Raw genomic sequence first — 17,108 nt, 5'->3', positions numbered from 1 at the left:
GGGGTAAAATGAGGGTATAAATTAACTAATGTGAAATTTGGAGGGGCTTATGAATTTAATGGAGAATATGACATGGTATGAATTTAATGAAAGGAAATCGAAGGATGTTGTTATACTTCCAATAGGTGCAGTTGAACAACATGGACCCCATTTACCTTTGTATACTGATACAATAATATCTAAAAACATGGCTACATTACTTGCTGAAAGAATTGATGGAATTGTTATGCCGGCTATAAGCTATGGTTACAAATCACAACCAGCTAGTGGGGGAGGACCATTATTCCCAGGAACTATAGATCTAAATGGAAGTACTTTAGTGGCTATAGTTAAAGATATAATAGAAGAACTACTAAGAGACGGTGTAGAAAAAATAGTAGTGATGAATAGTCATTATGAAAACCAAGGATTTATAGCAGAAGCTTTAGATTTAATATGTAGAGATAGAAAAATGAATTCAAAAATAGTACTTATGAGTTGGTGGGATTTAGTTTCAGAAGAAACTATAAATAAGATATTTGATGAAGTTCCATTTCCAGGTTGGGCTTTAGAGCATGCAGCAATAACAGAAACATCACTAATTATGAAATTTGAGCCAGAACTTGTGCATATGGATAGATTAGTTGATGAAAAAATAGACAAGGCTCCAAATTATCAAGTTTATCCTATACCATCTGATATAGTGCCACCATCAGGATTACTTTCAATTGCCAGAACGAGCAGTGCTAAAAAGGGTGAACTTATAGTAAATGAAGTAATAGATGAGATGAACAAAATTGTTAATATGGAATTTGGAATGTAAATATAGGTACATATAAATAAGAGAAGTGGAAATCATTGCAGTGGTTACCACTTCTTTGTTTATGTAATTTTTATATACAAATTTATCTTAGTATATAGATGAATAGGTAGGGACAACTTCTGTTTTTATTCCCTTTGCATTAGCTGCATTTATAAACTCGTCATTAGCGTTTATGGGATTATATAAAATAATCTTTTCTAGAGTATCTATGTTAAGTAATTTATCATAATTTTCAATGAGCCTATCGCTTAGTTCTAGTTCCTTTAAATGAGTAAGGCTTTCAATTCCATCAAAGTTTGAAATTTCTGAAACTGATAGTGATAAATGTTCAACATTAGGAAAGTTTTTTAATCCTAAAAGACTAATTGGATTATTAGTCTGAATATCAAGGGTTTTTACGTCGGGAAAATATGACATATCATCTAGTGAACCTTTCTTAGGAAAAATAATTTCTAAGTGTTCTAAATTTTCAAAGGTATCAATCTCGCTAAATTTTTCTAAATACCCATACCAAATGGACATGTGTTTTAAATTTTTACATTGTAGAAGAGGCTTGTAATCCATAATAAAATTTTCATCGTCTAAGAAAAGTTTATTAAGAGAGTTCATATTACCAATGCCATTTAAGTTTTTTACGTTACTAATCCAGATATTTTCTATAGTGTTTAATTCACTTTGTGTTACAGGAATAAAGGCAGGTTTTTTTATTTTTTCAGATTGTTTTATTTCGGCTTCAAGATTGCCATCTTTTATTATACGTGTAGAGTAAAGATAGTAATTTGTAGAGAAAAATAGTGCACCTATAACTATAACTAAGGAGATTTTAAACTTTATTTTACTTGAATTTTCTTTAATTGCATAGCAGATAACAACAATTGCTAGAATAAGAAAAATTACAATATAGTTAGGTATATAAATTTTAAAAAATTTGAATAGGAAATAGTTTAATACAGGGAAAAGAAATAAAATATATTCTTTCCAAATTTCTCTGTGAGCAGCTATACCTACTATTGACAGCAAAATCCACACACCTGGAGAATTGCCATTAATATCATAACTGGCAGATGAAAAGAGTTGAATGAGTGCAAATATAATTAGTGTAATTAATGCGATGAAGTAATTTTTTTTGTAATTTACAGTTTCAATTAAAGTATTATTATCCATTCTTACCTCCTTATATAGAGTTTATTTATAGAGTTTATTATCAATTAGTAGTTAAATCTGTAGTTACTGATATTCCTTTTTCATTAGCTTTTTGTAAAAAAATATCTAGTTCAACTATATTACAATTACTTAAGGTGATGTTTTTTAAAGTTGGTATGTCAAAAAGGTTATTATAGTTAGAGATATAAGCATATGATAAATTCAATGTTTCTAGGTTATTAATAACTTCAAGTCCGTTAGAGATAAAAGGACCTTCTACACAAAGTGAAAACTCCCTTACATTAGGAAAATTTTTTAATAGTGAAAGATTAAAAGTTCCACTAAAATTAATGGTTAAATTATTTACATCTGGAAATAGCGGAAGAGTTTTAATAGAATCATTTTCAGGATATATAATTTTCAAATTATTAACATTATCAATTGTATCAACATCACTGAGTATATTTAAATTAACCTTATTAAGGCTCAGTGTTTTTAAGTTGCTTAGATTTGCAATTGGTGAATAGTCTAATATTAAACCATTATCATGAATAGATAGTGTTTCAAGAGATTTCATGTACTCTATACCATTTAAATAAGTCACATTTTTAAGGGATAGTTCATCTATACATTCAAGTTGCGATAAGCTTACAGGTAAAATAGAAAATTGGCTAATATTTAGGGCTTTTTTAGCTTGTATGTTAAGATATGTATCTTTAATAATTCTATTGTTAACAATGTAATAATTTGTTAATAAAAAACATGTTAACAGTATTAGGGTTAAAGATATTTTAAGATGTTTTTTGTAAGTTATTTCTTTAATAGTTTTATAAATTATAATAAAGCAAAAGCAGTATATGAAAATAATATGACTATGTATATATATAGAATTTTTATATAATAAATAATTTAAAATCATAGAAATACTAAGAATATAGATGATAATCATATAAAGGGATGAACGAAACTCTACTCCGTTAGTAATAGACACAACTATAGATAGTAATAGTAATATAATCCATATAGAAGGAAACCGTCCTGTGATGTTTAGGGTATTAGAAAATAGTAAATGAAATATCATAGAAAAGAAGAGTAAGCACATTGAAATTATATACCATGTATTATGCTTAGTTTCTTTAGGATACAGGGTTATAATATTATTTTTCACATTAGGATAAGAAGTTTGTCTGTTCATAGGATCCTCCTGCTAGCAATTATTTCTAATACAATTTATTTAAATACATTATATTTCAAATATAGGGATGTGTAAACGTATAATATAGACATAAGACTAAATATTCAAAATTTATTATCTATTTAATTGTTAAGAGTGTAATAAATTAAGTAGATTTAAATAATGCATAGAGGATAAATTTCGTTGACTTTTATTTTATGTGAGAGTATATTTTATATGTACAATGTAGTACAATAAGAGCGGCGAAGCTCCATAGGAAAAATCCTATGGAGCTTTTTGCGTCTATTTATAGTGTGAATTTAATAAAGAGTTTATTTTTAATTAAACTTACCGTATAAATATTTAAATAAATTTGAAGACTATATTTAATGCTACATAGTTGAAAGGAGTTTATAATGAATAATTTTAAAATGAAAACAGAGGTTTATTTTGGTCAAGGAGCATTATCAAGACTAGAAATGATAGGTAATAGAAAGATTTTTATTGTCACAGATCCTTTCATGGTTAAGTCGGGCATGATTAACAACGTTACTGACAGATTGAAAAATGCTGATATAACTATATTTAGTGATATAGTTCCAGATCCACCTATTGAAATTATAGTTAAAGGAATTGAAGAACTTCAAAAAGTTAAACCAGAAGTGTTAATCGCATTAGGTGGAGGTTCTGCTATTGATGCAGCTAAGGCAATTATGGATTTTTCAAAAAAAATAACATCGGTTAAGGATATGGAATTTATAGCAATTCCAACAACTAGTGGGACTGGTTCAGAGGTAACATCTTTTTCTGTAATTACAGATAAAGCAAAGGGCACAAAATATCCACTAGTATCTGATGATTTACTTCCGGATATAGCAATACTTGATCCTGAATTGGTGAAGAGTGTTCCAGGATCAATAACAGCAGATACTGGAATGGATGTAATTACCCATGCGTTAGAGGCCTATGTATCTACAAATGCTTCGGATTTCTCAGATGCGTTGGCAGAAAAATCACTTGTATTATCTTTTAAATATTTATTAAAAGCGTACAAGGATGGATCAGATATGGAGGCAAGAGAGAAAATGCATAATGCATCATGTCTTGCTGGGATAGCTTTTAATGCAGCATCACTAGGGCTAAATCACGGTATTGCTCACGTATTGGGTGGGAAGTTTCATGTGCCCCATGGAAGAACAAATGCATTATTGTTACCATATATTGTAGAATTTAATGCGGATATTATTGGTTACGAAAATCAAGATTTCTCAAGAGCGGCAGAAAAGTATGCAACTATAGCAAAATTATTAGGGTTGCCATGTGGAAATGCAAGAGCAGGAGTTAGAAGTCTTATAAATGAAATTAAAAAGCTACAAAAGGAAATGAAAATGCCTACAACATTAAAGGCGTGTGGAGTTTCCATGGAAGACTTAAGTGCCTTAAAAGATGAGATTGCAGACCTTGCACTTTTAGATGCATGTACTGCAACAAATCCTAAGGTACCAACACCGCTTGATGTTATTGAAATCATCGGAAAAGTTAAAGAATAATTAAGAAAAAATTATTGACAGGGTAAATGTTTAAATATATAATCATCTTATGCACAAAGTAGTGTAAGAATTCGAGCAACGATGCTCCTTGAAATATTTATATTTTCAAGGAGCTTTTATTATTTTTAAAAATATATTTGGATTTAAGAATAGTTGAGTAAACGTGGGTAATACTAAAAATAATGTTTTGCAATTAGAAGTGTGAAAATTAATATCATATATAAGGAAGTAAGGTGATAGCGTGGGTGAGGATAAACAAAGAATTATACAAGAATTTGTACCAGGTAAACAAGTAACCCTTGCACATATAATAGCAAACCCAAGTGAAGAACTTTATAAGAAATTAGGTCTTGTGGTAGATAAAAGAGATGCTATAGGTATTTTAACTATAACACCAAGTGAGGGAACTATAATAGCTGCAGATGTAGCTACAAAAGCTGCTGGAATAACGCTGGGATTTGTAGATAGATTTAGTGGGTCACTACTTATTACAGGAGATGTAAGCTCCATAGAATCTGCTTTAAATGAAGTGATAAGTGTACTTGAAGGATTACTTCAATTTGCATCTACTAAGATCACGAGAACTTAGGGGTGAGGATATGAAGAAGGTAATATTTATTGGTAAGACAGGAAGTGGTAAAACTACTCTTTGTCAAAAGCTAAATAACTACGAGGTAGAGTATAAAAAGACCCAATCGGTGGAAATATATGATGAATCAATAGATACACCAGGTGAATATTTAGAAAATAGATTTTATTATAAGGCTTTGATAGTAACAGCGGCAGATGCTAATATAATTGGGTTGGTATATGACTGCACCAGTGAAGAGTCATATATAGCTCCTGGATTTGCTAGTATGTTTTCTAAGGATACAATAGGAATAATAACAAAGATAGATATGGCTTTAAATAGTGATGAAATTCAAAGAGCTAGAGAAAGATTGCAGGAGGCTGGAGTTTCAACAATTTTTGAAGTTAATACTTTAGATGGAACTGGAATAGCAGAATTAGACAAATATTTAAGTTCATAGATAAAGGGGAATAAAAGTAATATGAAGAAGAACATTATAATAGTCGACGATGAGCCTATTATTAGAATGGATATCAGAGATATCCTTGAAGCAGAGGGCTACAATGTGGTAGCAGAGGCTGCTGATGGGTTTAGTGCGGTAGAACTTTGTAAGGAGCACAAACCTGATCTAGTTATTATGGATATACAGATGCCGATACTAGATGGAATTAAAGCAAGTAAACGAATTAGGTTAGAACATTTGGCTGGAGGAATACTGCTTTTGACGGCGTTTAATGATAGTGAGTTTATAGAGAAGGCCAAAAATGTAGGTGCTTATGGATATTTGGTTAAGCCATTAGATGAGAAATCATTTATACCAACTGTAGAAATGTGTTTATCAAAGGTAGATGAATTTAGAAAGCTTGAAGATGAATTAGAAACAATCACATCTAAACTGAATGAAAGAAAATTAATTGAAAAAGCAAAAGGTATACTTATGAAAGAATTAAAATTTGATGAGGAAGAAGCCTATAGATATATAAGAAAGTTAAGTATGGATAGAAGATGTACTATGATTGATATTGCAAAGACTTTGATTGTAGCTTATGAATAATAGAATTAAAAAATTATGTGAAGATTATTCAGACTTAAGTGAATGTGATATAAAGAAAATTATAGAGATTTCTGCATCAATACATATAATGGCTAATTTGCAGGAATGTGATGTATTTTTAGATATACCATCTACTAATGTAGATGAAGCTATAGTAGTTGCAGAAGGAAGAAATGAAAAATCAATTTACTATGATTCAGTTATTGGTAAAAAAGCATTGAGAAAAAATGAACCGGGTGTACTTAGAACCTTAGAAACTGGAGAGGTGTCTAAGGGAATAAAAGCATTAACTCAAGAAAATAGGTTTGTGAGGCAGAATATACATCCAATTCTAAATGATGACAAAATTATTGGTGTAATTATTGCAGAGACTGATATAAGTAATGAGATTAGAGCAGATTTTAAAATTAGAAATGATGAAGCTATAAGCAGAAAATATAAGACAAATCAATTAATGAATTTAATAAATTCTAATAAGCTAATTAATGATAACCTTGACTCTGCAATTTTAATTTATGATAAAAATGGAATACTTAAAATTAAAAACAAAAAAGCAGCTGTGATTTATCAACGTGAAGGATATAATACGGAATTAGAAGGAATGCATTATGATGATATAGCTTTAGGAGATACTAAATTTGCTAGTATCAATATATTTTTAGAGTTTGCAGAGACGAAAAAAATTTTAACAAAAGAAGTAGAGGTTAGTAATTTTTATTACAAGATAAAAACAATACTGATTAAAGAACAAGATCTAAGGGTGATTGAAATAATTGAGGATATAACAGATGTGAAAAATAAAGAAGCGGAAATAATTTCAAAGTCTGTTGCAATAAGAGAAATTCATCATAGAGTAAAGAATAATTTACAAACTGTAGCTTCACTTTTAAGAATTCAAGGGAGAAGATGTAATAGTGAAGAAGCGAAGATAAGTCTTCAGGACAGTGTAAATAGGATTCTTGCAATTGCAGCAACTCATGAACTTTTATCTAGAGATATAAGCGATGAAGTGAAAATTATGAAGGTTATAAATGCTATAGCAGATAATGCGAAAAGGTGTTTTTCAAATATTCATAAGAAAATAGAAATAGAAGTTTCAGGTGATGACTTTTATGTTGATACTGATAGAATTACGGCTATATCACTGATTATAAATGAATTAATACAAAACTGTTATGATCACGCTTTTCATAATAGGGGTAGTGGAATTATTAAAGTTAAAATTGAAGCAAGTGGAGAATTAAGAGAAATATCGGTGGCTGACAATGGTGTTGGTTTTGATACTTCTATAAATAAAATGTCTAGCATAGGGATATCTATAGTTAAAAATTATGTTTCTGATAAATTAAATGGAGATATAAATATAACTTCAAGTAAAGCTGGGACAGAAGTTAAGTTTAAATTTATAATGAAAAATTAATAGATTGAGGACTACACTGACGTAGTTTGATTTAAGCAAAGAGGCTTAAGGTTAAAAAAATATAAATTCATGCATTTTATGCTGATTTTATATTTGTAACTTTGAGTCTTTTTATATTGGGAGGTGAAATTATGAGAGAAGAGCTTCTAAGTGTTGGAATTGATATAGGAACAAGTACTACACAGTTAGTGTTTTCAAAGTTAATAATAGAAAATACTGCTTCAAGTTTTTCAGTTCCAAGGATTTCAATCGTAGATAAACAAGTTATTTATAGAAGTGATGTTTACTTTACACCACTTAAATCCATGACAGAGATTGATGCTGAAAAAGTAAAGGATATAGTTGCATTAGAGTATAAAAAATCAGGTGTTAATAAAGATGAAATTCAAACTGGGGCAGTAATTATTACGGGAGAAACTGCTAGAAAGCAGAATGCTAATGAGGTACTTCATACATTAAGCGGATTTGCAGGAGATTTTGTTGTTGCAACAGCGGGACCAGATCTAGAAAGCATAATAGCAGCTAAGGGTGCTGGCGCTCACACTTATTCGGAAGAACACTCTACAGTGGTTGTAAACCTAGACATAGGAGGAGGAACTACTAATTTAGCGGTATTCAATAGAGGTGACCTTAAAGAAACTGGATGTTTAGATATTGGTGGCAGACTTATAAAACTTGATAAAGATACAAATAATATAGTATATATTGCGCCAAAGATACAGAAAATTATAGATGATAACAACTTCGATGTAAGTGTTGGATATAAAGCGACTCGTGAAATGCTAAAGCCAGTTATTAATGAAATGGTAAAGGTTCTAGAGGAAAGTGTAGGTATAAGGCCACAAACATCTACATTAAATATGATTATTACAAATAAGAATATAGAACTAAAGGAAGAAATTAAATGCATTTCGTTCTCAGGAGGGGTAGCAGATTACATTTATAATGAAGCACCTATTGATGATTACTTTAAGTATGGCGACATAGGTATACTTCTAGGAGATGCAATTAAAAACTCTGAATTATGTAGGAAGCTTAAGGTAATAAGGGCACTAGAAACTATAAGAGCTACAGTAGTTGGGGCAGGTTCTCATACTATGGATATTAGCGGTAGTACTATTACTTATACTCATGACAAATTTCCAATAAAAAATTTACCTATTTTAAAGATTAGTGTTGATGATGAAAATAAAGGATCAGCAGGAATTCAAAAAGCTATAGTAGATAAATTAGATTGGTTTAAGTATGAAAATGAGTTGCAAGGTATTGCAGTAGCATTAAATGGGAAAAAGAACCCTTCTTTCATGGAGATACAAGATATGGCAAAAGGTCTTGTAGATGGCATGAAGGAGCTAATAGATAGTAATCTTGATCTCATTATAATTGTTGAAAATGATATGGCAAAGGTCTTAGGTCAGGCTATTTACTCTATTTTGAATTTTGAGAAAGATATAGTATGTATCGATGGAATCAAGGTTGAAAATGGAGATTATATAGATATAGGTAAACCAGTAGCAGAAGGTAAAGTATTACCTGTAGTTATAAAAACATTAGTATTTAATTAACCGAGAGGAGGATTATCATGATTTTAAAAACTAAATTATTTGGAAAAATGTACCAGTTCAATACAGTAATGGAAGTTATGGCAAAAGCCAATGAAAAAAAATCAGGAGATGAGCTAGCAGGACTTGCAGCACAATCAGCAGAAGAGAGGGTTGCAGCAAAGGTTGTACTTTCTAACCTTACGCTGGGTGACTTAAGAAATAGTCCAGCAGTACCTTATGAAATGGATGAGGTTACAAGAATAATTCAAGATGATGTAAACGAAAAAATATATGCAGAAGTTAAGAACTGGACTGTAGCTGAATTCAGAGAGTGGTTATTAGATGATAAGACTACAGGATCAGATATAAGAAGAGTTTCAAGAGGAATAACATCAGAAATAGTAGCTGCAGTTACAAAAATTATGTCTAACTTAGATTTAATATGTGCCGCTAAGAAAATAAAAGTTATAGCTCACTGTAATACAACAATAGGAGAGCCAGGAACATTATCAGTTAGATTACAACCAAACCATCCAACTGATGATCCAGATGGAGTACTTGCTTCATTAATGGAAGGATTAAGCTATGGTATGGGAGATGCTGTACTTGGATTAAATCCAGTTGATGACTCTGTAGAGAGTGTAGTTAAAATATTAAACAGATTTGAAGATTTCAAACAAAAGTGGGAAATCCCAACTCAAACTTGTGTACTTGCGCACGTAACTACACAAATGGAAGCAATAAGAAAAGGTGCACCAGCTGATCTTATATTCCAATCAATTGCTGGTTCTGAAAAAGGAAACTCAGCATTTGGATTCAATGCTGCAACAATAGAAGAAGCAAGACAACTTGCACTTAAACAAGGAACAGCTACAGGTCCAAACGTAATGTATTTTGAAACAGGTCAAGGTTCTGAGCTTTCTTCAGATGCGCACCATGGTGCTGACCAAGTAACAATGGAAGCTAGATGTTATGGATTTGCTAAGAGATTTGATCCGTTCCTAGTAAATACAGTTGTTGGATTTATAGGACCAGAGTATTTATATGATGGAAAACAAGTTACTAGAGCAGGACTTGAGGACCATTTCATGGGTAAACTTTCAGGACTTCCAATGGGATGTGATGTTTGTTATACAAACCATATGAAGGCTGACCAAAATGATATAGAAAACTTAGCAGTATTACTTGCTACAGCTGGATGTACATACTTCATGGCAATACCTCATGGAGATGACGTTATGCTTAACTATCAAACAACAGGACACCATGAAACTGCTACTATAAGAGAGTTATTAGGAGTAAGACCTATAAAAGCTTTCGAAGAGTGGATGGAAAAAATGGATATATCTAAAAATGGTAAGTTAACCAGCAAAGCTGGAGACGCTTCAATATTCTTAGGATAAGGGGGGACTACTGATGAATGAACAAGAATTAAAATCAATGGTTGAAAAATTATTAGGCGAAATGGTAGGGAAAACAGGAACTACTGATTTAGTAAATGAAATAGCAAGTAAAGTTAGCAATAACACTGTAGTAGATGTGAATGGATGCATTCCAGATATAACAGAAATAGATTTAAAGAAGCAACTTTTAGTTAAAAATCCACACGACAGAGAAGGGTACCTAAAAATGAAGGAGAGAACTCCTGCAAGAATAGGTATCGGAAGAACAGGTACAAGATACAATACTATAACTCAATTAAGAGTTAGAGCTGACCATGCTGCGGCACAAGACTCAGTGTTCTCTTATGTATCCGAGGATTTTATAAAAGCAAACAATCTTATAGAAGTAAACACAATGTGTACAGATAAGGATCACTACCTTACTCGTCCAGATCTTGGAAGAAGATTTGATGAAGAAACTACTAAATTCATAAAAGATAAATTTTCAGGTCAAAAAGTGTTATTAATAGTTGGAGATGGACTAAGTTCAGCTGCAATTGAAGCAAATTTAAAAGATTCAATTCCTGCAATTAAACAAGGTTTAAAAATGTATGGAATTGAAATTGGAGATATATTATTTATTAAACATGCCAGAGTTGGTGCTATGGATGCAGTTGGTGATGCAACAGGAGCAGACGTTGTTTGCATGCTAGTAGGAGAAAGACCAGGTCTAGTTACAGCTGAATCAATGAGTGCTTACATAGCATATAGACCAACAGCAAATATGCCAGAAGCAAATAGAACAGTTATATCAAACATCCACAAGGGTGGTACTACAGCAGTTGAAGCTGGAGCACACATAGCTGAGCTTATCAAAACTATGCTTGATAAGAAAGCATCTGGAATAAATTTAAAAATATAATTTTAGGGGGAATTTATTGTGATTAATGAAGCATTACGTCCAACGGTATTAAGCGTTAAAATAATTTCAAATGTAAGCCCAGAACTAGTTAAAAAATTAGAATTACAACCTCACCACAAAAGTTTAGGATTAATAACTGCTGATAGTGACGATGTAACTTACACTGCACTTGACGAAGCTACTAAGTCAGCAGAGGTTGATGTTGTATATGCAAGATCAATGTATGCAGGTGCTGCAAATGCATCTACAAAACTTGCTGGTGAAGTTATCGGAATAATAGCAGGACCAAGTCCAGCAGAAGTTAGAAGCGGATTAAATGCTGCTATTGACTTTATGGAAAATGGATCACACTTTGTAAGTGCTAACGATGATAACTCAATAGCATACTATGCACATTGTGTTTCAAGAACAGGAACTTACCTTTCTAAAGTAGCTGGAGTTAAAGAAGGAGAAGCATTAGCTTACCTTGTAGCACCACCACTTGAAGCAATCTATGGATTAGATGCAGCTATGAAGGCAGCAGATGTAGAGCTTAAAGAATTCTTTGGACCTCCAACTGAAACAAACTATGGTGGTGGATTACTTACAGGTAGTCAATCAGCATGTAAGGCAGCATGTGACGCTTTTGCAGAAGCTGTTAAATCAGTTGCTCAACAACCAGTAAACTTTTAGGTTAAGGTTTAGATGAGTAAAGCACTAGGTCTAGTAGAAGTAAGAGGATACGTAGCAGCAGTAGAAGCTGCAGATTCTGCTCTAAAGGCTGCAAATGTTACCTTAATTGGACTAGAAAAAATAAAAGGTGGTATTACCACAATTAAAATAACTGGAGATGTAGGAGCTGTAAAGGCTGCAGTTGATGCAGCCAAGGCTTCCGTTGAAAAGCTTGGAACATTTAGAACAGCTCATGTAATACCAAGAGTTGATTCTCAAGTTCAAGAACTGTTCTTTGAAAAGAAACCTGAAGTAAAAGAGGAAATCTCTAAATCTTTATCATCTAAAAATGAAAAAGAGGTTATTAAGGATTTTGATGAAAAAACAAAGTCACCAGTACAAGAAACGAAAACTAAAGAAGAAACTATAGTAGAAAACAAACCAGAACCTAAAGCAAATAAAATAAATGTTGAAGGGTCTAAGAATGAAATAGACTATAATGCTATGAAAGTTGAAGAACTAAGAAGATTAGTTAGAAGTCTACAAATTCCGAATATGACAAACAAGCAGATTAAGTTTGCAAAGAAAGATGTACTGGTTAAAACAATATTAGAATATAACAAAGCGGGTGAAAAATAATGGAACTTATAGATAAAGATTTAGCATCGATACAAGAGGTTAGAAACCTTATAAAAATAGCTAAAGCTGCTCAAGTTAAATTAGCTCAAAAATCTCAAGTAGAAATAGATAAAATAATTAAGGCTATGGCTGAAGCGGCAGCTGCAAATGCTGAAAGATTAGCAAAAATGGCAGTTGAAGAAACCGGATTTGGAATTTGGCAAGATAAAGTAATTAAGAACGTATTTGGTTCAACTTATATATATGATTACATTAAAGATATTAAAACAGTAGGGATAATTGCTGAAAATGAAGAGACAAAAGTTATGGACGTTGCTGTTCCAATGGGAGTTATTGCAGGATTAATTCCTTCAACAAATCCAACATCAACAACTATGTATAAAGCTCTTATATCTTTAAAGTGTGGGAATACAATAGTATTTTCTCCACATCCAAACGCTAAGAAATGTATATTAGAAACAGTTAAAATTCTTAATGAAGCTGCAATTAAAGCAGGATGTCCAGAAGGTGCTATAGGGTGTATAACAATTCCAACATTACAAGCTACAGATGAATTAATGAAAAATAAAGATACAGCTATGATACTTGCAACTGGTGGTACACCAATGGTTAAAGCTGCATATTCTTCAGGAACACCAGCTTTAGGTGTTGGTCCTGGAAATGGCCCAGCATTTATAGATAAGAGTGCAGATTTAGCACTTGCAGTTAAGAGAATTATGGATTCTAAGACTTTTGATAACGGAACAATTTGTGCTTCTGAGCAATCAATAGTTATTGAGGAATGTATTAAAGATAAAGTAATTGCAGAGCTTAAAAAGCAAGGAGCTTATTTCTTAACTCCAGAGGAAGCAAAACAACTTGGTAAATTCATAATGAGAGCTAATGGAAGCATGAATCCACAAATAGTTGGAAAAAGTGTAGCAACAATTGCAAAACTTGCGAACTTAACTAATGTACCATCTTCTGCAAGAGTACTAATTGGTGAAGAAACAGAAGTAGGACACAATGTTCCATATTCAAGAGAAAAACTAGCTCCAATCTTAGGGTTCTATGTTGAGAAAAATGTAGAGGCTGTTGAAGCTAAATGTAGAGCAATTCTTCTTAATGAAGGTGCTGGACACACATTCTCAATGCATTGTGAAGATAGAGAGTTAGTAAAAAGATTTGCACTTAGCATGCCAGTATCAAGAATGCCAGTAAATACTCCAAGTACTCTTGGTGGAATCGGAGCATCTCTTAATATCATACCAGCTTTAACATTAGGGTGTGGAGCAATTGGTGGAAGTGCAACATCTGATAACGTAGGACCACTTCATCTTTTAAATATTAAAAAGGTGGCTTACGGAGTGAGAGAAATAGAACATTTCAGAGGTAGAAGTACTAGTAGCAATACAAATTGCTCTATGTCATCTTCTGATACAGAAGAGCTTGTTAACTTACTTGTTAAGAAAATAATAAGTGAATTAAGATAACAAACCAAAATAACAAAAAATAAGAATGGTTAAATTTAAGGAGGAAATTATTATGGCAAACGCAAATGCATTAGGAATGATCGAAACTAAAGGGTTAGTAGCAGCAATAGAGGCAGCAGACGCAATGGTTAAAGCTGCCAACGTACAATTGGTAGGAAAAGAGCAAGTTGGAGGCGGACTTGTAACTGTACTTGTAAGAGGAGACGTTGGAGCAGTTAAAGCAGCTACAGATGCAGGGGCAGCAGCTGCTGAAAGAGTTGGAGAATTAGTATCTGTTCACGTAATTCCAAGACCACATTTTGAAGTAGATGCAGTTCTACCAAAAATAAAAGAAGTATTATAATTTAGATTTGGTAGTAGTGAGCTGTACTGCATAGTGCAGTACAGCTCTTACATCTTATAAGGGATGTGAAGTTATGTCAGTATTAACTGAAAGTGAAGTAAGAAGACAGTTAAAGGGGAAAAACTTCAGGGAATTTACTGAATTTAAAGTTTTAAAGGGTCAAATAGTTACCCCATCTGCAAAATCTTTTTTAAGTGAAAATAATATTAATTTAGAGTATGTAGATTCTTTAGATGAAGTAGTAAAAGAAGTGAAAAAAGAAGTACCTAAAAAGACACAAACCAATGAAGAAAAAATCAAATATATAACTGTATTTGGTGCTGAACTAAATGAAAAACCTGAGCATATGACACACCTATACGGAAATTTATTGGTATTTAAGGATCATAAGATAATTGCTCTTAGAGGCAAATTAGATTCTTTGGAATCTAAAATACTTGAAACTCAAATAATTACTCATAGATTAGGTTCTACAAAGCTAACTGAAGATCTTCAAGAGATATTAACTTTTGTAAGATGGATACTTAGATGTGAAGTACTTAAAGAGGACGTTGGAGAGTTTAAACTTTTAGGGATGACCCCAGAAGAATTAAGAGAAAAATCTCACTATCCTAAAAAATATTATGGTATAGGTCATGAACCTGTAGAGTTTTCCATGGGAGAGGCTGTTGTGGCTTTAAATTCTTGTAGAACTACTATAAGAGAAACAGAACTTTTGGCTTATACTGCATTTAAAGGTGAATACGGAGAGGTTCAACGACCAGATATAATTAAATCATTAAATAGACTATCATCATTGTTTTGGATAATGATATTTAAGTATAGAACAGGAGAATACAGTTAGATTAGGAGGGTGAAATATGAATAATCTTTTAGTAGAAGAGATAATAGATGAAGTAATAAAGAGGGTTAAAAAAGAAGCTTTTATAGAAGTTGAAGCCTCTGGAAGACACATTCACCTATGTAAAGAACATATAGACATATTATTTGGAAGTGGTTATGAACTTACTAAAATTAAAGATTTATCACAACCAGGACAATATGCATGTAAAGAGAGAGTTACAGTAACAGGACCTAAAGGATCAATTAAGAATGTAATTGTTCTTGGACCTGCTAGAAAAGCAACTCAAATAGAGGTTTCTTCAACTGATGCTACATCACTTGGAATTAAAGCGCCAGTTAAAGAAAGTGGGAAAATAGAGAACACTCCAGGAATAACAATTTCTACAGAGAGGGCTTCTATTACTGTAGATAAGGGAGTAATTGTTGCAAAGAGACATATACATATAACTCCTGAAGATGCAGAAAAGTTTGGTGTAAAAGATCAAGAAATCATACAAGCAAAAATTTATGGCAACAGACCATTAATATTTGATGATGTTGTTATAAGGGTAAGCCCAGACTTTAAAACATTTATGCATATAGACTATGATGAGGCTAATGCTTGTGGATTTGCTAAAGGAACACTATGTAGAATACTTAAATCAACTTGTAATTAATTATTAACAAGCAACTAGATTTAATATTTTAGCAAGGCATCTTCAAAAAATAAATAGGTCAGTGTCCTCGGCTATTTTGATTGATACGTCGTCAGCAGAACCTTTAGATAGTGCTACTATCTGCGGAACCTGTTTCCTTGTCTAAATCAAAATATCCTTCGTATCTTTGCCCTATTATTTGTTTTCAGATGTCTAAGTATACCCTTTGGATGATAGTTAAGTAAGCCTCGAAGAGGGGGATATTTAAATGAATTATGATAAACTTGTAGACTTAATTGTTAAAGAGGTTTATAAAAAATTAGAAGAAGCAACTAAAAAAGAAATTAAGAATAAAATTGCTATAGTAATTGGGGAAGAATCATTAGATCCTATTACTAAATCTACTATGGAAGCTGAGTATAAACTAATTCCATATACTGAAGAAACAGTGGACTGTGACATTGTTATAGTATCTGAAATTTCTATAAAATCTATGGCAAATCTAGCAACATTAACAGGTACTAAGGATGAAGAAAACTTCATTATAAAAATGTTAATGCAAGGTAAAAAGGTTTATGTGTTAGAGGATGGATTGGAATATAGAAGGTATAAAAATACTGCACCAAGAGCACTATATAATAAGTATTTAAATTTTGAAAAAGAGCTAAAAGTTTATGGTATTGATATAGTTCAATTTCTTGACAATCTTGAAAATAAGGGATTGAGAAAAGAAGAGTTTAACAACACTAAAGAACATTCACCTTTGTTAGCTGAGGAAGTCAATAAGGTTGAGGGTATGAGCTTTGAAATTAGAAATAAAAAACTTATTAGTGAAGCAGATCTTAGAAAGCCTTTTATGAATGGCATGAAGTCGGTTGTAATAGATAAGAAAAGTATAGTTACTCCATTAGCTAATGACTTTATAAGAATTCATAATCTGAAGGTTAATAGAATTTAACGGAG

At 31.9% G+C, this 17,108-nt stretch carries 18 protein-coding genes; 16 read left to right on the top strand and 2 right to left on the bottom strand.

The genetic code is table 11. The features are described from left to right. Positions 1 to 49: 49 nt before the first annotated feature. On the top strand, positions 50 to 802 hold the full coding sequence (locus RSA29_RS01010) for a creatininase (protein ID WP_346932341.1): 753 nt from the start codon (positions 50 to 52) through the stop codon (positions 800 to 802). Positions 803 to 889: 87 nt separating this feature from the next. On the opposite strand, the gene RSA29_RS01005 is transcribed toward RSA29_RS01010, so the two are convergent. Then, the gene (locus RSA29_RS01005; protein WP_346941765.1) at positions 890 to 1,966 is read right to left on the bottom strand and encodes a hypothetical protein; all 1,077 of its coding nucleotides are present in this window, start codon (positions 1,964 to 1,966) and stop codon (positions 890 to 892) included. Positions 1,967 to 2,006: 40 nt separating this feature from the next. After that, positions 2,007 to 2,549: a hypothetical protein gene (locus tag RSA29_RS01000; RefSeq protein ID WP_346944338.1), complete on the bottom strand. Its 543-nt coding sequence runs from the start codon at positions 2,547 to 2,549 to the stop codon at positions 2,007 to 2,009. 986 nt (positions 2,550 to 3,535) lie between these two features. Between RSA29_RS01000 and RSA29_RS00995 the strand changes: the two genes are divergently transcribed. The 15 genes from RSA29_RS00995 to RSA29_RS00925 all read left to right on the top strand — a co-directional run bounded on the left by RSA29_RS00995 (position 3,536) and on the right by RSA29_RS00925 (position 17,103). Continuing rightward, the gene (locus RSA29_RS00995) at positions 3,536 to 4,669 is read left to right on the top strand and encodes a 1-propanol dehydrogenase PduQ (RefSeq protein WP_346941767.1); all 1,134 of its coding nucleotides are present in this window, start codon (positions 3,536 to 3,538) and stop codon (positions 4,667 to 4,669) included. A 241-nt stretch (positions 4,670 to 4,910) separates the two neighbouring features. Next, complete coding sequence (locus tag RSA29_RS00990; protein WP_346932337.1) at positions 4,911 to 5,258, top strand: BMC domain-containing protein; 348 nt, start codon at positions 4,911 to 4,913, stop codon at positions 5,256 to 5,258. Between the two features lie 10 nt (positions 5,259 to 5,268). Then, entirely contained in the window at positions 5,269 to 5,700 is a 432-nt protein-coding gene (locus tag RSA29_RS00985) for a EutP/PduV family microcompartment system protein (RefSeq protein ID WP_346941768.1), read from the top strand. Positions 5,701 to 5,721: 21 nt separating this feature from the next. Further along, a complete protein-coding gene (locus RSA29_RS00980) occupies positions 5,722 to 6,294 on the top strand; it encodes a response regulator (protein WP_346941769.1) in 573 nt (190 codons plus the stop codon). Further along, complete coding sequence (locus RSA29_RS00975) at positions 6,287 to 7,714, top strand: sensor histidine kinase (RefSeq protein ID WP_346941770.1); 1,428 nt, start codon at positions 6,287 to 6,289, stop codon at positions 7,712 to 7,714. Before RSA29_RS00980 ends, RSA29_RS00975 begins: the two co-directional genes overlap by 8 nt. Before the next feature lie 131 nt (positions 7,715 to 7,845). Next, entirely contained in the window at positions 7,846 to 9,279 is a 1,434-nt protein-coding gene (gene eutA / locus RSA29_RS00970; protein WP_346941771.1) for an ethanolamine ammonia-lyase reactivating factor EutA, read from the top strand. 17 nt (positions 9,280 to 9,296) lie between these two features. Beyond that, on the top strand, positions 9,297 to 10,661 hold the full coding sequence (locus tag RSA29_RS00965; protein ID WP_346941772.1) for an ethanolamine ammonia-lyase subunit EutB: 1,365 nt from the start codon (positions 9,297 to 9,299) through the stop codon (positions 10,659 to 10,661). A gap of 13 nt (positions 10,662 to 10,674) precedes the next feature. Continuing rightward, on the top strand, positions 10,675 to 11,562 hold the full coding sequence (gene eutC / locus RSA29_RS00960; RefSeq protein WP_346941773.1) for an ethanolamine ammonia-lyase subunit EutC: 888 nt from the start codon (positions 10,675 to 10,677) through the stop codon (positions 11,560 to 11,562). An 18-nt stretch (positions 11,563 to 11,580) separates the two neighbouring features. Further along, complete coding sequence (eutL, locus tag RSA29_RS00955; protein ID WP_346932330.1) at positions 11,581 to 12,234, top strand: ethanolamine utilization microcompartment protein EutL; 654 nt, start codon at positions 11,581 to 11,583, stop codon at positions 12,232 to 12,234. A 12-nt stretch (positions 12,235 to 12,246) separates the two neighbouring features. Next, the gene (locus RSA29_RS00950) at positions 12,247 to 12,852 is read left to right on the top strand and encodes a BMC domain-containing protein (RefSeq protein WP_346941774.1); all 606 of its coding nucleotides are present in this window, start codon (positions 12,247 to 12,249) and stop codon (positions 12,850 to 12,852) included. After that, the gene (locus tag RSA29_RS00945; protein ID WP_346941775.1) at positions 12,852 to 14,324 is read left to right on the top strand and encodes an acetaldehyde dehydrogenase (acetylating); all 1,473 of its coding nucleotides are present in this window, start codon (positions 12,852 to 12,854) and stop codon (positions 14,322 to 14,324) included. Before RSA29_RS00950 ends, RSA29_RS00945 begins: the two co-directional genes overlap by 1 nt. Before the next feature lie 52 nt (positions 14,325 to 14,376). After that, complete coding sequence (gene eutM, locus RSA29_RS00940) at positions 14,377 to 14,667, top strand: ethanolamine utilization microcompartment protein EutM (protein WP_346932327.1); 291 nt, start codon at positions 14,377 to 14,379, stop codon at positions 14,665 to 14,667. A 73-nt stretch (positions 14,668 to 14,740) separates the two neighbouring features. Next, entirely contained in the window at positions 14,741 to 15,511 is a 771-nt protein-coding gene (locus RSA29_RS00935; RefSeq protein WP_346932326.1) for a cobalamin adenosyltransferase, read from the top strand. 16 nt (positions 15,512 to 15,527) lie between these two features. Continuing rightward, positions 15,528 to 16,166, top strand: a complete 639-nt coding sequence (gene eutD / locus RSA29_RS00930; protein WP_346941776.1) for an ethanolamine utilization phosphate acetyltransferase EutD — start codon at positions 15,528 to 15,530, stop codon at positions 16,164 to 16,166. Positions 16,167 to 16,413: 247 nt separating this feature from the next. Further along, positions 16,414 to 17,103 (top strand): TIGR02536 family ethanolamine utilization protein, encoded by a 690-nt coding sequence (locus RSA29_RS00925; protein ID WP_346932324.1) that lies wholly within the window; start codon positions 16,414 to 16,416, stop codon positions 17,101 to 17,103. Positions 17,104 to 17,108 lie beyond the last annotated feature (5 nt).

This window comes from Clostridium sp., assembly GCF_036660475.1.
Classification (GTDB): domain Bacteria; phylum Bacillota; class Clostridia; order Clostridiales; family Clostridiaceae; genus Clostridium_J.
The sequence above is the reverse complement of the archived record's forward strand: the minus strand, read 5'-3'. Positions and strand labels throughout refer to the sequence as shown.

What these genes read in the sequence shown, in the direction of transcription:
- RSA29_RS01010 (WP_346932341.1), top strand. Translation starts at nt 50, where the DNA reads ATGAATTTAATGGAGAATATGACATGGTATGAATTTAATGAAAGGAAA.
- RSA29_RS01005 (WP_346941765.1), bottom strand. Translation starts at nt 1,966, where the DNA reads ATGGATAATAATACTTTAATTGAAACTGTAAATTACAAAAAAAATTAC.
- RSA29_RS00995 (WP_346941767.1), top strand. Translation starts at nt 3,536, where the DNA reads ATGAATAATTTTAAAATGAAAACAGAGGTTTATTTTGGTCAAGGAGCA.
- RSA29_RS00985 (WP_346941768.1), top strand. Translation starts at nt 5,269, where the DNA reads ATGAAGAAGGTAATATTTATTGGTAAGACAGGAAGTGGTAAAACTACT.
- RSA29_RS00980 (WP_346941769.1), top strand. Translation starts at nt 5,722, where the DNA reads ATGAAGAAGAACATTATAATAGTCGACGATGAGCCTATTATTAGAATG.
- RSA29_RS00975 (WP_346941770.1), top strand. Translation starts at nt 6,287, where the DNA reads ATGAATAATAGAATTAAAAAATTATGTGAAGATTATTCAGACTTAAGT.
- eutA (WP_346941771.1), top strand. Translation starts at nt 7,846, where the DNA reads ATGAGAGAAGAGCTTCTAAGTGTTGGAATTGATATAGGAACAAGTACT.
- RSA29_RS00965 (WP_346941772.1), top strand. Translation starts at nt 9,297, where the DNA reads ATGATTTTAAAAACTAAATTATTTGGAAAAATGTACCAGTTCAATACA.
- eutC (WP_346941773.1), top strand. Translation starts at nt 10,675, where the DNA reads ATGAATGAACAAGAATTAAAATCAATGGTTGAAAAATTATTAGGCGAA.
- RSA29_RS00950 (WP_346941774.1), top strand. Translation starts at nt 12,247, where the DNA reads ATGAGTAAAGCACTAGGTCTAGTAGAAGTAAGAGGATACGTAGCAGCA.
- RSA29_RS00945 (WP_346941775.1), top strand. Translation starts at nt 12,852, where the DNA reads ATGGAACTTATAGATAAAGATTTAGCATCGATACAAGAGGTTAGAAAC.
- eutM (WP_346932327.1), top strand. Translation starts at nt 14,377, where the DNA reads ATGGCAAACGCAAATGCATTAGGAATGATCGAAACTAAAGGGTTAGTA.
- RSA29_RS00935 (WP_346932326.1), top strand. Translation starts at nt 14,741, where the DNA reads ATGTCAGTATTAACTGAAAGTGAAGTAAGAAGACAGTTAAAGGGGAAA.
- eutD (WP_346941776.1), top strand. Translation starts at nt 15,528, where the DNA reads ATGAATAATCTTTTAGTAGAAGAGATAATAGATGAAGTAATAAAGAGG.
- RSA29_RS00925 (WP_346932324.1), top strand. Translation starts at nt 16,414, where the DNA reads ATGAATTATGATAAACTTGTAGACTTAATTGTTAAAGAGGTTTATAAA.